This is a genomic window from Streptomyces sp. WP-1, from assembly GCF_030450125.1.
GTDB lineage: Bacteria > Actinomycetota > Actinomycetes > Streptomycetales > Streptomycetaceae > Streptomyces > Streptomyces incarnatus.
Genome location: NZ_CP123923.1, coordinates 2,238,099 through 2,251,495, shown reverse-complemented (window position 1 = coordinate 2,251,495; position 13,397 = coordinate 2,238,099). Strand labels below are relative to the sequence as shown.

The window sequence follows — 13,397 nt, the reverse complement described above, 5'->3', positions numbered from 1 at the left end:
TTTGGATCACGCCGGGCTCGCGGGCCTGATCCAAACGAAAGACCCTAGAAGACCGGCCCCGCGACCACCGACACCGTCTTCGGCAGCGAGGTGCCCGAGCCGTCCCGGCGGGGATCCGGCTCCGGCAGCTCGGCCGGGGTGCCGTTCTTCTGCGCGGCCCGCGCGGGCACCGGGCCCGTCCAGGCCAGCGCCAGACAGTCCTCGCCCTTCAGGAACCGCTGGCAGCGCACGCCGCCGGTGGCCCGGCCCTTGCGCGGGTACTGGTCGAACGGTGTCAGCTTGGCCGTCGTCTGCACCGAGTCGTCCAGGGTGCCGCGCGAGCCGGCCACCGTGAAGACCACCGCGTCGGCGGCCGGGTCGACCGCCGTGAAGCAGATGACCTTCGCGCCCTCGGTGAGCTTGATGCCCGCCATACCGCCCGCCGGGCGGCCCTGCGGACGCACGATCGAGGACTGGAAGCGCAGCAGCTGCGCGTCGTCCGTGATGAAGACCAGGTCCTCCTCGCCGGTGCGCAGCTCCACCGCGCCGACGATCCGGTCGCCCTCCCTGAGCGTGATGACCTCCAACTCGTCCTTGTTGGACGGGTAGTCGGGCACCACGCGCTTGACGACACCCTGCTCGGTGCCGAGCGCGAGACCGGGGGAGGACTCGTCCAGGGTGGTCAGGCAGACCACCGTCTCCTCGCCCTCCAGGGACACGAACTCCGCGAGCGGGGCGCCCCCGGAGAGGTTCGGCGCGCCCGTCGCCTCGGGCAGCTGCGGCAGGTCGACCACATTGATCCGCAGCAGCCGGCCCGTCGAGGTCACCGCCCCGATCTCACCGCGCGCCGTCGCCGGCACCGCCGAGACGATCACGTCGTGCTTGACCCGCTTGCCGCCCGCCTGGTCGGGGAACGGCTCGGCGGTCGCCGTACGCGCCAGCAGCCCCGTGGAGGACAGCAGCACCCGGCACGGGTCGTCGGCCACCTGGAGCGGCACGGCCACCGCCGGGGCGCCGCCCGCCTCCAGCAGGACGGTGCGCCGGTCGGTGCCGAACTTCTTCGCCACGGCGGCCAGTTCGGCCGAGACCAGCTTGCGCAGCTCCTGGTCGGAGTCCAGGATCCGGGTCAGCTCCGCGATCTCCCCGGTGAGCTTGTCCTTCTCCGCCTCCAGCTCGATGCGGTCGTACTTGGTGAGGCGGCGCAGCGGCGTGTCGAGGATGTACTGCGTCTGCACCTCGCTCAGCGAGAAGCGCCCCATCAGGCGCTCCTTGGCCTGCGCGGAGTTGTCGCTGGAGCGGATCAGCCGGATGACCTCGTCGATGTCGACCAGGGCGGTCAGCAGGCCCTCGACCAGGTGCAGCCGGTCGCTCTTCTTGCCGCGGCGGAACTCGCTGCGCCGGCGCACCACGTTGAAGCGGTGGTCGAGGTAGACCTCGAGGAGTTCCTTCAGGCCGAGGGTGAGCGGCTGGCCGTCCACCAGGGCCACGTTGTTGATGCCGAAGGACTCCTCCATCGGCGTCAGCTTGTAGAGCTGCTCCAGGACGGCCTCGGGCACGAAGCCGTTCTTGATCTCGATGACCAGGCGCAGCCCGTGCTCGCGGTCGGTGAGGTCCTTGACGTCGGCGATGCCCTGGATCTTCTTCGCGTTGACCAGGTCCTTGATCTTCGCGATGACCTTCTCCGGGCCCACCGTGAACGGCAGTTCGGTGACCACCAGGCCCTTGCGGCGGGCGGTCACGGGCTCGACCGAGACCGTCGCGCGCATCTTGAAGGTGCCGCGGCCGGTCGCGTACGCGTCCCGGATGCCGTCCAGGCCGACGATCCGGCCGCCGGTGGGCAGGTCCGGGCCGGGGACGTGCTTCATCAGCGCGTCCAGGTCCGCGTTCGGGTTCCTGACCAGATGGCGGGCGGCGGCCACGACCTCGCGCAGGTTGTGCGGCGGCATGTTGGTCGCCATGCCGACCGCGATGCCCGAGGACCCGTTGACCAGCAGGTTCGGGAAGGCGGCGGGCAGGGCCACCGGCTCCTGCTCCTGGCCGTCGTAGTTCGGCGCGAAGTCGACCGTGTCCTCTTCGATCGACTCGGTCATCAGGCTGGTGGCCTCGGCCATCCGGCACTCGGTGTACCGCATGGCGGCCGGCGGGTCGTCGTTGCCCAGCGAGCCGAAGTTGCCGTGGCCGTCGACCAGCGGCAGCCGCATGGAGAAGGGCTGCGCCATGCGCACCAGGGCGTCGTAGATCGACGCGTCTCCGTGCGGGTGCAGCTTGCCCATGACCTCGCCGACGACACGCGCGCACTTCACATAGCCGCGTTCGGGGCGCAGGCCCATCTCGTTCATCTGATAGACGATCCGGCGGTGCACCGGCTTGAGACCGTCACGGGCGTCCGGCAGGGCGCGCGAGTAGATGACCGAGTACGCGTACTCGAGGTAGGAGCCACGCATCTCGTCCACGACGTCGATGTCGAGGATCTTCTCCTCGTACGAATCGTCGGGCGGCGGGGTCTTCGTGCTGCGGCGGGCCATCGCTGCCGGCTCCTCCTGATCTGATCGCTCGCCTTCGGGGCGCGCACCCTTCGGCTCGCTCGTGCTGAAGCGTCTGACGGATCTGTCGCGGACCATTGTGGACCGGGGCACTGACAACCCGGACCGGCGCCCCGGACGATCACCAGGATCCGGGTGCGAGGCAGGCTACGCGATCCGCTGTCGGCGTACGTGCCGCGGGAACTTCGCCGAGGCCTCGCACGCTTTGCATACAGTGGCAGGAACGGCAGGAAGAACGCGGTTTCACAACCGCCTCCGCTCGCGAAGGGACGTACATGCCCATGGGTCACACGACCACAGCCGAGGCAGGCTCCGGGGGCCTGACAGCGACCGAGCACCGCCTGGCCAACGGTCTGCGCGTGGTGCTCTCCGAGGACCACCTGACCCCCGTGGCGGCGGTCTGCCTCTGGTACGACGTCGGCTCCCGCCACGAGGTCAAGGGACGCACCGGCCTGGCCCACCTCTTCGAGCACCTGATGTTCCAGGGTTCCGGACAGGTCAAGGGCAACGGCCACTTCGAGCTGGTGCAGGGCGCAGGCGGCTCGCTCAACGGCACCACCAGCTTCGAGCGCACCAACTACTTCGAGACCATGCCCGCCCACCAGCTGGAGCTCGCGCTCTGGCTGGAGGCCGACCGCATGGGCTCGCTGCTGACCGCCCTGGACGACGAGTCCATGGAGAACCAGCGCGACGTCGTCAAGAACGAGCGCCGCCAGCGCTACGACAACGTCCCCTACGGCACCGCCTTCGAGAAGCTGACCGCGCTGTCGTACCCCGAGGGCCACCCGTACCACCACACGCCGATCGGCTCCATGGCGGACCTGGACGCGGCCACCCTGGAGGACGCCCGCCAGTTCTTCCGCACCTACTACGCGCCGAACAACGCGGTGCTCTCCGTGGTCGGCGACATCGACCCCGAGCAGACCCTCGCCTGGATCGAGAAGTACTTCGGCTCCATCCCGGGCCACGACGGCAAGCCCGCGCCCCGTGACGGCTCCCTGCCGGAGGTCATCGGCGAGCAGCTGCGCGAGGTCGTCGTCGAGGAGGTCCCGGCGCGCGCCCTGATGGCCGCCTACCGGCTGCCGCAGGACGGCACGCGTGAGTGCGACGCGGCCGACCTCGCCCTGACCGTCCTCGGCGGCGGCGAGTCCTCCCGGCTGTACAACCGGCTGGTGCGGCGCGACCGTACGGCCGTCGCGGCCGGCTTCGGGCTGCTGCGGCTGGCCGGCGCGCCCTCCATGGGCTGGCTGGACGTGAAGACCTCCGGCGACGTCGAGGTGCCGGTCATCGAGACCGCCATCGACGAGGAGCTGGCCCGGTTCGCCGAGGAGGGCCCCACCGCGGAGGAGATGGAGCGCGCCCAGGCCCAGTTGGAGCGCGAGTGGCTGGACCGGCTCGGCACCGTCGCGGGCCGCGCCGACGAACTGTGCCGCTACGCCGTCCTGTTCGGCGACCCGCAGCTCGCCCTGAACGCCGTGCAGCGCATCCTGGAGGTCACCCCCGAGGAGGTCCAGGAGGTCGCCAAGGCCCGGCTGCGCCCCGACAACCGCGCGGTCCTGGTCTACGAGCCGAAGTCCCCGCAGGCCGTCGAGGACGCCGAGGTGCCCGAGGACCCCGAGTCACAGGCCACCGTAGAGGCCGGAAACGAGAACGAGGAGACGGCCAAGTGACCGAGCAGCTCGCCACCATGGACTTCCACCCGCAGCCGCAGGCCGGCGAGGCGAAGCCGTGGGCCTTCCCGGCCCCCGAACGCGGCGCGCTCGACAACGGCCTGACCGTGCTGCGCTGCCACCGTCCCGGCCAGCAGGTCGTGGCCGTCGAGGTGCTCCTGGACGCCCCGCTGGACGCCGAGCCGGCCGGCCTGGACGGCGTCGCCACCATCATGGCGCGCGCCTTCTCCGAGGGCACCGACAAGCACTCCGCCGAGGAGTTCGCCGCCGAGCTGGAGCGCGCGGGCGCCACCCTGGACGCCCACGCCGACCACCCCGGCGTCCGGATCAGCCTGGAGGTCCCCGCCTCGCGCCTGGCCAGGGGCCTCGCCCTGACCGCGGACGCGCTGCGCGCCCCCGCCTTCGCCGAGAGCGAGATCGAGCGGCTGGTCCGCAACCGCCTGGACGAGATCCCGCACGAGCTGGCCAGCCCCGCCCGCCGCGCCGCCAAGGAGCTCTCCAAGGAGCTGTTCCCGGCGACCGCGCGCATGTCCCGGTCGCGCCAGGGCACCGAGGAGACCGTCGAGAAGATCGACGCGGCCGCCGTACGCGCGTTCTACGACCGCCATGTGCGCCCCGCCACCGCCACCGCGGTCGTGGTCGGCGACCTCACCGGCATCGACCTGGACGCGCTGCTCGGCGAGACCCTGGGCGCCTGGACCGGCACCCCGGGCGAGCCCCGCCCCGTGCCCGCGGTGACGGCCGACGACACCGGGCGTGTCGTCATCGTCGACCGGCCCGGCGCCGTCCAGACGCAGCTGCTCATCGGCCGGGTCGGCTCGGACCGGCACGACCGGGTGTGGCCCGCCCAGGTGCTCGGCACCTACTGCCTCGGCGGCACCCTCACCTCCCGCCTGGACCGCGTCCTGCGCGAGGAGAAGGGCTACACCTACGGTGTGCGCGCGTTCGGCCAGGTGCTCCGCTCCGGACCCGACGGCAACGGCGCCTCCATGCTGGCCATCAGCGGCTCCGTGGACACCCCCAACACCGGCCCCGCGCTGGACGACCTGTGGAAGGTGCTGCGCACCCTCGCGGCGGAGGGCCTGACCGACGCCGAGCGGGACGTCGCCGTGCAGAACCTCGTCGGGGTCGCGCCGCTGAAGTACGAGACCGCGGCGGCCGTGGCGGCCACGCTCGCCGACCAGGTGGAGCAGCACCTGCCCGACGACTTCCAGGCGACGCTGTACCGGCAGTTGGCCGCGACGGGCACCGTGGAGGCCACCGCGGCGGTCGTCAACGCCTTCCCGGTGGACCGCCTGGTGACGGTCCTCGTGGGTGACGCCTCGGAGATCAAGGCGCCGGTCGAGGCGCTGGGCATCGGCGAGGTCACCGTGGTGGCGGCCGAGTAACCGCACGCGCCCGCGACCCCCTTGGGGGTGGGGCCCTGACGGCCTACGGGTCGTCAGGGCCCCACTTTGTTCCACTCTCCTCCCCAGATGTCCGGATTAAGGCGGAGGTTGCCCGTCTGCCCTGTGGGATGGCTTACAAAAACCGCGTTCTGTTTGGGGATTGGAAGCCGGTCCGCTTAGCGTCGTCCGGGTTGTCCGTCGGGCAGTGCGCCGCAGCCGCGGCACCGGACAGCCATCGCCGAGTCCCCGGGGCGCGAGCCAGGGGAGCCGGGGACCCACACGTCCCTGGGGTGAATCGGGCGTCCGTGCGCGAGCGCGGGGCCCGTAGGAGACCTTCCTGCTCCGAACCCGTCAGCTAACCCGGTAGGCGAGAGGGAAGGAAAGGAACAGCCACACACATGGCGTTCATTTGCGCCGCCGGGAAGCACCGCAAGCCCGGCCGGGTCAAGCGCACCGCCGCCCAGGCGGCCGGCGTCGCGGCCCTGACGACCACCGGTGTCATCGGCACCCTCGCCGCGTCCCCGGCGCTCGCCGCCGAGCACACCGTCGAGCAGACCGGCCTCACCCCGGTGCTCACCGCCGGCGACGACCTCGCCGAGCACATCGACGCCCAGGCCGTCGCCCAGCAGCGGATCGCCGAGCACGAGGCGGCCGAGAAGGCCGCGGCGGTGCGCGCGAAGGAGGCCCGCGCGGCCAAGGCCCGCGCCGCCCGCGAGGCCGAGCGCAAGCGGCTGAACGCCTTCGTCGCCCCGATCGCGCACTCCTACGTGTCCACGGGCTACAAGGCCAGCAGCTCTCTGTGGTCCTCCGGCTCCCACACCGGTATCGACTTCCACGCGATGACCGGTACCTCCGTGCACGCGGTCGGCGCCGGCACCGTCGTCTCCACCGGCTGGGGCGGGGCGTACGGCAACCAGATCGTGCTCCGCATGGCCGACGGCATGTACACCCAGTACGGCCATCTGTCGTCCATCGGTGTCACGGTGGGCCAGCAGGTCACCGCGGGCGAGCAGATCGGCCTGTCCGGCGCGACCGGCAACGTCACCGGCCCGCATCTGCACTTCGAGGCGCGCACCGGCCCCGACTACGGCTCCGACGTCGACCCCCTCGCCTACCTCCGCGGCCACGGCGTGAACGTCTGACCCACCCGCACGGCATCGAAAGCCCCGGCCCACCCGGCCGGGGCTTTCGCCATTCCCCGGCGGTTCTCCCCGGACCCTGTCCAAAAAATATCCATGGTTCGGGGACCGCCATCGGAAATTCCGGCGCGGTGGAATAGAGTCACGGAAAACACGCGTCCGTCGTCGGTGTCGTGTCGCGGGTATTAAGGCGGAGGTCGGTCATGCGTATTCCGGCGCAATCGGTGTGCACGGCGATCCGGGACGACATCGTCGCCGGCGCCCTCGAACGCGGCGGCCGCCTCACCGAGGAGGTGCTCGCCCGCCGCTACGGCGTCTCCCGTGTCCCCGTGCGCGAGGCCCTGCGCACCCTGGAGGCGGAGGGCTTCGTGGTGACCCGCCGGCACGCGGGCGCCTGCGTGGCCGAACCGACCGAGCAGGAGGCCGCCGACCTGCTGGAGATGCGCCTGCTCCTGGAACCGCTCGGTGCGGCGCGGGCCGCCCGGCGCCGTACCGAGGCCCATCTCAAGGTGCTGCGCGGCCTGGTCCGGCTGGGTCAGGAGCGCGCCAGGAGGGGCGGCAGCGAGGACCTGCGCGCCCTGGACGGCTGGTTCCACGAGACGCTGGCCCAGTCCTGCGGCAGCCCCTCGCTGACCTCGACACTCGTCCAGCTGCGCCACAAGATCGCCTGGATGTACACGGTGGACACACCGCCCGACCTGGTCGGCACCTGGGCGGAGCACGGCGCGATCGTGGACGCGGTGGCCCGCGGCGACGGCGAGCGCGCCCGCGCGGTGACCGCGCTGCACACCGAGCGGGCGACGGCGGCGCACCGGCTGCGGATCCCGGGGGCCGCGGCGCGCACGCGGACTTCGCAACATGCCGTAAACATGTCCGGTGCGGGGAATTAACACGGGTGCCGTATACAAAGTGGGTGGGATATTCGGCAGTCGCGTATTTCCCGGTGTCCTGAATTCCCGTGAGCGGGCCGAGGTGAAAGCTGCTCATGGCTAATGCGGTGGCACTCCGAAAACGCGGAAACCGCGCCAGAAACGCGGAAGCCGCGCCACCCGCTGGGGATGGCGCGGCTTCTCAAAATCCGCCTGGACCTGTCCGGATCCCGCTCAGACCGTCTCGGGAAGCTCTTCCAGGCCCTCGGTGACCAGCTTGGCCAGCCGGTCCAGGGCGGCGTCCGCGCCCTCGGCGTCAGAGGCGAGCACGATCTCCTCGCCGCCCTGGGCACCCAGGCCCAGAACACCCAGCATGGACGCCGCGTTGACCGGGGTGCCGCCGGCCTTGCTGATCGTCACCGGGATACCTGCGGCCGTGGCGGCCCGGACGAAGATGGAGGCGGGGCGGGCGTGAAGACCCTCGGCCCAGCCGACGTTGACGCGGCGCTCAGCCATGTGTTGCTGCCCTTCACTGTTCAGGGTTGTCTAGACCAGTGTTCCATATCGTGACGCGTGCCAGAAGAGGGGCTGCGCACCCCCTCCGCCGTGCTCCACAGAGTGCCCCGCGCCGTTGTCGTACGCGAGCCGTACGCTGGGCCCCATGCGAACCTCGGCGGAACCGCAGAGCCGGTATGAGTACCCCGCGCACTGGGAGGCTGACGTGGTGCTGCGGGACGGCGGGACCGCTCGCATCCGGCCCATCACCGTCGACGACGCCGACCGCCTGGTCCACTTCTACGAGCAGGTCTCGGACGAATCCAAGTACTACCGTTTCTTCGCCCCTTACCCCCGGCTCTCCGCCAAGGACGTCCACCGCTTCACCCACCACGACTTCGTGGACCGGGTGGGCCTCGCGGCCACCGTGGGCGGCGAGTTCATCGCGACCGTGCGCTACGACCGCATCGGGGCCGGCGGTGCGCCCGCGTCCGGACCCGCCGACGAGGCCGAGGTCGCCTTCCTCGTGCAGGACGCCCACCAGGGCCGGGGCGTGGCCTCCGCCCTGCTGGAGCACATCGCGGCCGTCGCCCGGGAGCGGGGTATCCGCCGCTTCGCCGCCGAGGTGCTGCCCGCCAACAACAAGATGATCAAGGTGTTCACGGACGCCGGGTACACCCAGAAGCGCAGCTTCGAGGACGGCGTCGTACGCCTGGAGCTGGACCTCGAACCCACGGACCGCGCCCTCGCCGTGCAGCACGCGCGCGAGCAGCGGGCCGAGGCGCGCTCGGTGCAGCGGCTGCTCGCGCCCGGCTCCGTCGCGGTCATCGGCGTCGGCCGCGCGCCCGGCGGGGTCGGCCGCAGCGTCCTGGCCAACATCCGCGACGCCGGGTACGAGGGCCCGCTGTACGCCGTGAACAAGGCGTTCCCGGAGGACCTGGCGGAGGTCGACGGGGTGGCCGCGTACCGCTGCGTGCGGGACGTCGACGGACCGGTGGACCTGGCCGTCGTCGCCGTACCGGCCGAGTACGTGCCCGCGGTGGTCGCCGACTGCGGGGAACACGGCGTCCAGGGGCTGGTGGTGCTCAGCGCCGGGTACGCCGAGAGCGGCCCCGAGGGCAAGGAGCGACAGCGGGCGCTGGTGCGGCAGGCGCGCGCGTACGGCATGCGGATCATCGGGCCCAACGCGTTCGGCGTCATCAACACCGCCGCGGACGTACGGCTGAACGCCTCCCTCGCGCCCGAGATGCCGCGTCCCGGCCGCATCGGCATGTTCGCCCAGTCCGGCGCCATCGGCATCGCGCTGCTGTCCCGGCTGCACCGGCGCGGCGGCGGGGTCACCGGCACGACCGGCGTCTCCACGTTCGTCTCCGCGGGCAACCGGGCGGACGTGTCCGGCAACGACGTCCTCCAGTACTGGTACGAGGACCCCGACACCGACGTCGTCCTCATGTACCTGGAGACCATCGGCAACCCGCGCAAGTTCACCCGGCTCGCCCGGCGGACGGCGGCGGCCAAGCCGCTGGTCGTGGTGCAGGGGACGGGTACGGCACCGCAGGGGCACGCGGTGCGCGCGACGCGGCTGCCGTACGCGACCGTCTCCGCGCTGCTGCGGCAGGCCGGGGTGATCCGGGTCGACACCATCACGGAGCTGGTCGACGCCGGGCTGCTGCTCGCCCGGCAGCCGCTGCCCGCCGGGCCCCGGGTGGCGATCCTCGGGAACTCCGAGTCGCTGGGCGTGCTGACGTACGACCGGTGCCTCGCGGAGGGGCTGCGCCCGGCGCGGCCCCTCGATCTGACGACCGGGGCGACACCGGAGGACTTCCACCGGGCGCTGAGCGCGGCGCTGGCCGACGACACGAACGACTCCGTCGTGGTGACGGCGATACCCGCGATCGGGGAGGCGTCGCCGGGGGACGCGGAGCTGGCGGAGGCCCTGCGGTCGGCCGCCGCCGGGGTGCCGGGGAAGCCGGTGCTGGTGGTGCACGTGGAGCTGGGCGGGCTGGCGGAGGCGTTGTCGGCGGCGGCGAGCACGGCACCGGCGGCAACCGTGAAGGCATCCGGTACCGAGAGGGCACCTGGCACCGGGGACCCGGCCCGGCCTGCGGAACGTCTGCCCACCGCGGAGCCGGTGTCCACCACCCCCGCCCCACCCCCCGACGGCACCCGCCTCATCCCCGCCTACCCCGCCGCCGAACGCGCCGTACGCGCGCTCGCCGAAGCGGTCCGCTACGGGCAGTGGCGGCGGGAGGCGGCCGAGCCCGGGAGGGTGCCCGAGTACGAGGACATCGACGAGAAGGGGGCCGCGCGGCTGATCGGGGAGCTGCTGGAGCGCGGGGAGGGACTCACCATCTCGGACGCGCAGACCTGCGAACTGCTCGCGAAGTACGGCATCCAGGTCCGCCGCGCGCTCCCCGCGCCCACCCCCGAGGACGCCGTCGAGGCCGCCCGCGCCCTGGGCTACCCGGTGGCCCTGAAGGCGACCGCCCCGCACCTGCGGCACCGCGCCGACCTGGGCGGCGTACGCCTCGACCTGGCGGACGAGGAGCAACTGCGCCGGGCGTACGCCGAGTTGAGCGAGCTGTTCGGCAAGCCGGAGGAGCTGCGGCCGGTGGTGCAGGGGATGGCACCCCGGGGCGTCGACACCGTCGTACGGACCGTGATCGACCCGGCGGCCGGTGCCGTGCTGTCCTTCGGTCTCGCCGGCGCGGCCTCCCAGCTGCTGGACGACACGGCGCACCGGCTGATCCCGGTCACCGACCGGGACGCGACCTCCCTGGTCCGGGCGATCCGCACCGCGCCCCTGCTGTTCGGCTGGCGCGGCTCCACCCCCGTCGACACCCCCGCGCTGGAGGAACTGCTGCTGCGGGTCTCCCGCCTGGTCGACGACCACCCCGAGGTGGTCGCCGTCACCCTGGAACCGGTCGTCGTGGCCCCGCACGGCGCGAACGTGCTCGGCGCCACCGTCCGCCTCGCGCCCCCGCCCGCCCGCGACGACCACGGCCCGCGCACCATGCCCGCCTACTGAGCAGCGGCCCATGGAGATCGCCGGCAGCGGCGCTCCCCGAGGGCAGCTGACGGGAATGGGAGATGCGCGGCTGGGACGCCGGGGCGCCGCGGCCGGCCGCCGATCACGGCCTCACGGACCACCACGCCCTGGAAGTGGTCTTCGTCGCACCCGCCCTGGTCTTCTGCCCACTCGCCCTCCAGGACCCCGCCCTCCGCGCCACCGCCGAGGCGAGCGCGCCTGTCCCGGGCCCTCGGAAAGAGGCCGGCCGCCGTGGTCGCGTTCGAGGCGGACGCGAGTGGATTCGAACCCGTGACCTGTCCGATCGCCGCCGAGCGGGTGGAGATCCGGCACGGGCCGGTCCCGAGGAACACGCGGCGACCGGACCCGCCGCCCCCGGTTCCGGCGCCCCGAGGCACCCGGACCCCCGGCCCGCGGCGCGCCCCGTTGGCCCGGAGTGCCCCCGTCCACGCACTAGGATGGACGCCATGGCCAAGACCAGTACGACGACCCAGGGGCTGCGAGCGGCGATCGAGCGCAGCGGCTACTACCCGGCCCTCGTGGCCGAGGCGGTGGAGGCTGCCGTGGGCGGCGAGCCCATCCGGTCGTACCTGGTCCACCAGGAGACCACGTTCGACCAGAACGAGGTGCGCCGCCATGTGACCGTCCTGGTCCTCACCGCCCACCGCTTCATCGTCAGCCACACCGACGAGCAGGCCGCCGACAGCACCTCCCCGACGCCGTACGCCACCACCTCCACCGAGTCCGTGAAGCTCGGCCGGATCTCCTCCGTGGTGCTCAGCCGGGTGGTCGCCAACCCCGAGCAGTACACCCCGGGCACCCTGCCCCGCGAGGTCGTGCTGACCATCGGCTGGGGCGCGGTCAGCCGTATCGACCTGGAGCCCGCCGCCTGCGGCGACCCCAACTGCGACGCCGACCACGGCTACACGGGCAGCTCCACGGCGGACGATCTCAGCCTGCGCGTCAGCGAGGCCGGGGACGGCCCCGAGACGGTGCGCGAGGCGCTCGCCTTCGCGCAGGCCCTCTCCGAGGCGACCGCGGACCTCGACCGCTGATGTCCCAGCTCTCCGCCTGGGACCACCCGGAGCCCCTCGCCCTGGCCACCGCCCCGTTGCCCGAGTACGGCACCGGCTCTCTCGCCGACCTGCTCCCCACGCTCGCCGCCGGCATGGGTGTCCCCGGCACGACCGCCGCGATCACCGAGCTGGCCCCGGTCGACCGCGCCTGCGTCTTCCTGGTCGACGGCCTCGGCTGGGAGCAGCTGCGCGCCCACCCCGACGAGGCGCCCTTCCTCACCTCGCTGCTCGGCAGCTCGCGCGGCGGCACCGGGCGGCCGCTCACCGCGGGCTACCCGGCGACCACCGCGGCCTCCCTCGCCTCCGTCGGCACCGGCCTGCCCCCCGGCGCCCACGGCCTGCCCGGCTACACGGTCCGCGACCCGGCCACCGGCGCGCTGATGAACCAGCTCCGCTGGCAGCCGTACACCGACCCGGGCCGCTGGCAGCCGTACCCCACGGTCTTCCAGCTGGCCCATGACGCGGGGGTGCACGCCGCGCAGGTTTCCTCGCCCACGTTTCAGCACACCCCGCTCACCAAGGTCGCGCTCAGCGGCGGCAGCTTCCACGGCAGGCTGTCCGGCGAGGAGCGGATGGACCTCGCGGCCGCGCAACTGGCCGCCGGTGACCGCGCGCTGGTGTACACGTACTACGCCGAACTCGACGGCGCGGGCCACCGCTACGGCGTCGCCTCCGACACCTGGCGCGGCCAGCTGATGTACGTCGACCGGCTCGCCCAGCGCCTCGCCGAGCAACTGCCCCCGCGCAGCGCGCTCTACGTCACCGCCGACCACGGCATGATCGACGTGCCGTTCGACGAGGAGCACCGCTTCGACTTCGACACGGACTGGGAACTGAGCGCCGGGGTCGCCCTGCTGGGCGGCGAGGGCCGGGCCCGCCATGTGTACGCGGTGCCGGGCGCCGCGAACGACGTACTGACCTGCTGGCGCGAGGTGCTCGGCGAGCAGTTCTGGGTGGCCTCGCGCGACGAGGCGATCGAAGCCGGCTGGTTCGGCCCGCAGGTGGACGAACGGGTGTACGCCCGGCTCGGCGACGTGATCGCGGCGGCGTCCGACGACGTCCTGATCATCGCGTCCGAGCGGGAGCCCAAGGAGTCCGCGCTGGTGGGCAACCACGGTTCGATGACTCCCGTGGAGCAGCTGGTCCCGCTGCTCGAAGTACGCTCCTGACGCTGCCCCTGCCCGCTGTCCCGCCCCTCTCGCCGAAAGGT

Annotated in this window: 9 protein-coding genes and 1 riboswitch; of the genes, 7 read left to right on the top strand and 2 right to left on the bottom strand. The window is 72.6% G+C overall.

The window, feature by feature from the left end:
- Positions 1–44 precede the first annotated feature (44 nt).
- A complete protein-coding gene (locus QHG49_RS09500) occupies positions 45–2,504 on the bottom strand; it encodes a DNA topoisomerase (ATP-hydrolyzing) subunit A (protein WP_145487521.1) in 2,460 nt (819 codons plus the stop codon).
- A 293-nt stretch (positions 2,505–2,797) separates the two neighbouring features.
- Here QHG49_RS09500 and QHG49_RS09495 point away from each other — a divergent pair, with 293 nt between their 5' ends.
- The 4 genes from QHG49_RS09495 (at position 2,798) to QHG49_RS09480 (ending at position 7,609) form a co-directional block, all read left to right on the top strand.
- Positions 2,798–4,192 carry a pitrilysin family protein gene (locus QHG49_RS09495; protein ID WP_301488580.1) on the top strand — a complete coding sequence of 465 codons (1,395 nt, stop codon included), beginning with the start codon at positions 2,798–2,800 and terminating at the stop codon, positions 4,190–4,192.
- A 17-nt stretch (positions 4,193–4,209) separates the two neighbouring features.
- Positions 4,210–5,580, top strand: coding sequence for a pitrilysin family protein (locus QHG49_RS09490; RefSeq protein WP_301492745.1), 1,371 nt, complete (start codon positions 4,210–4,212; stop codon positions 5,578–5,580).
- Between the two features lie 226 nt (positions 5,581–5,806).
- A riboswitch (cyclic di-AMP (ydaO/yuaA leader) is annotated at positions 5,807–5,965 on the top strand.
- Between the two features lie 13 nt (positions 5,966–5,978).
- On the top strand, positions 5,979–6,722 hold the full coding sequence (locus QHG49_RS09485) for a M23 family metallopeptidase (protein WP_301488578.1): 744 nt from the start codon (positions 5,979–5,981) through the stop codon (positions 6,720–6,722).
- Positions 6,723–6,922: 200 nt separating this feature from the next.
- Complete coding sequence (locus tag QHG49_RS09480; RefSeq protein WP_301488576.1) at positions 6,923–7,609, top strand: GntR family transcriptional regulator; 687 nt, start codon at positions 6,923–6,925, stop codon at positions 7,607–7,609.
- 213 nt (positions 7,610–7,822) lie between these two features.
- On the opposite strand, the gene QHG49_RS09475 is transcribed toward QHG49_RS09480, so the two are convergent.
- Positions 7,823–8,104, bottom strand: a complete 282-nt coding sequence (locus tag QHG49_RS09475) for an HPr family phosphocarrier protein (RefSeq protein WP_159705692.1) — start codon at positions 8,102–8,104, stop codon at positions 7,823–7,825.
- Positions 8,105–8,249: 145 nt separating this feature from the next.
- Between QHG49_RS09475 and QHG49_RS09470 the strand changes: the two genes are divergently transcribed.
- From QHG49_RS09470 to QHG49_RS09460, 3 genes are all read left to right on the top strand, one after another.
- Positions 8,250–11,111 carry a bifunctional GNAT family N-acetyltransferase/acetate--CoA ligase family protein gene (locus QHG49_RS09470; RefSeq protein ID WP_201300684.1) on the top strand — a complete coding sequence of 954 codons (2,862 nt, stop codon included), beginning with the start codon at positions 8,250–8,252 and terminating at the stop codon, positions 11,109–11,111.
- Positions 11,112–11,578: 467 nt separating this feature from the next.
- The gene (locus tag QHG49_RS09465; RefSeq protein WP_145487531.1) at positions 11,579–12,166 is read left to right on the top strand and encodes a DUF5998 family protein; all 588 of its coding nucleotides are present in this window, start codon (positions 11,579–11,581) and stop codon (positions 12,164–12,166) included.
- A complete protein-coding gene (locus tag QHG49_RS09460; protein WP_159705694.1) occupies positions 12,166–13,356 on the top strand; it encodes an alkaline phosphatase family protein in 1,191 nt (396 codons plus the stop codon). The genes QHG49_RS09465 and QHG49_RS09460 overlap by 1 nt, the downstream gene beginning before the upstream one ends.
- Positions 13,357–13,397: the final 41 nt, after the last annotated feature.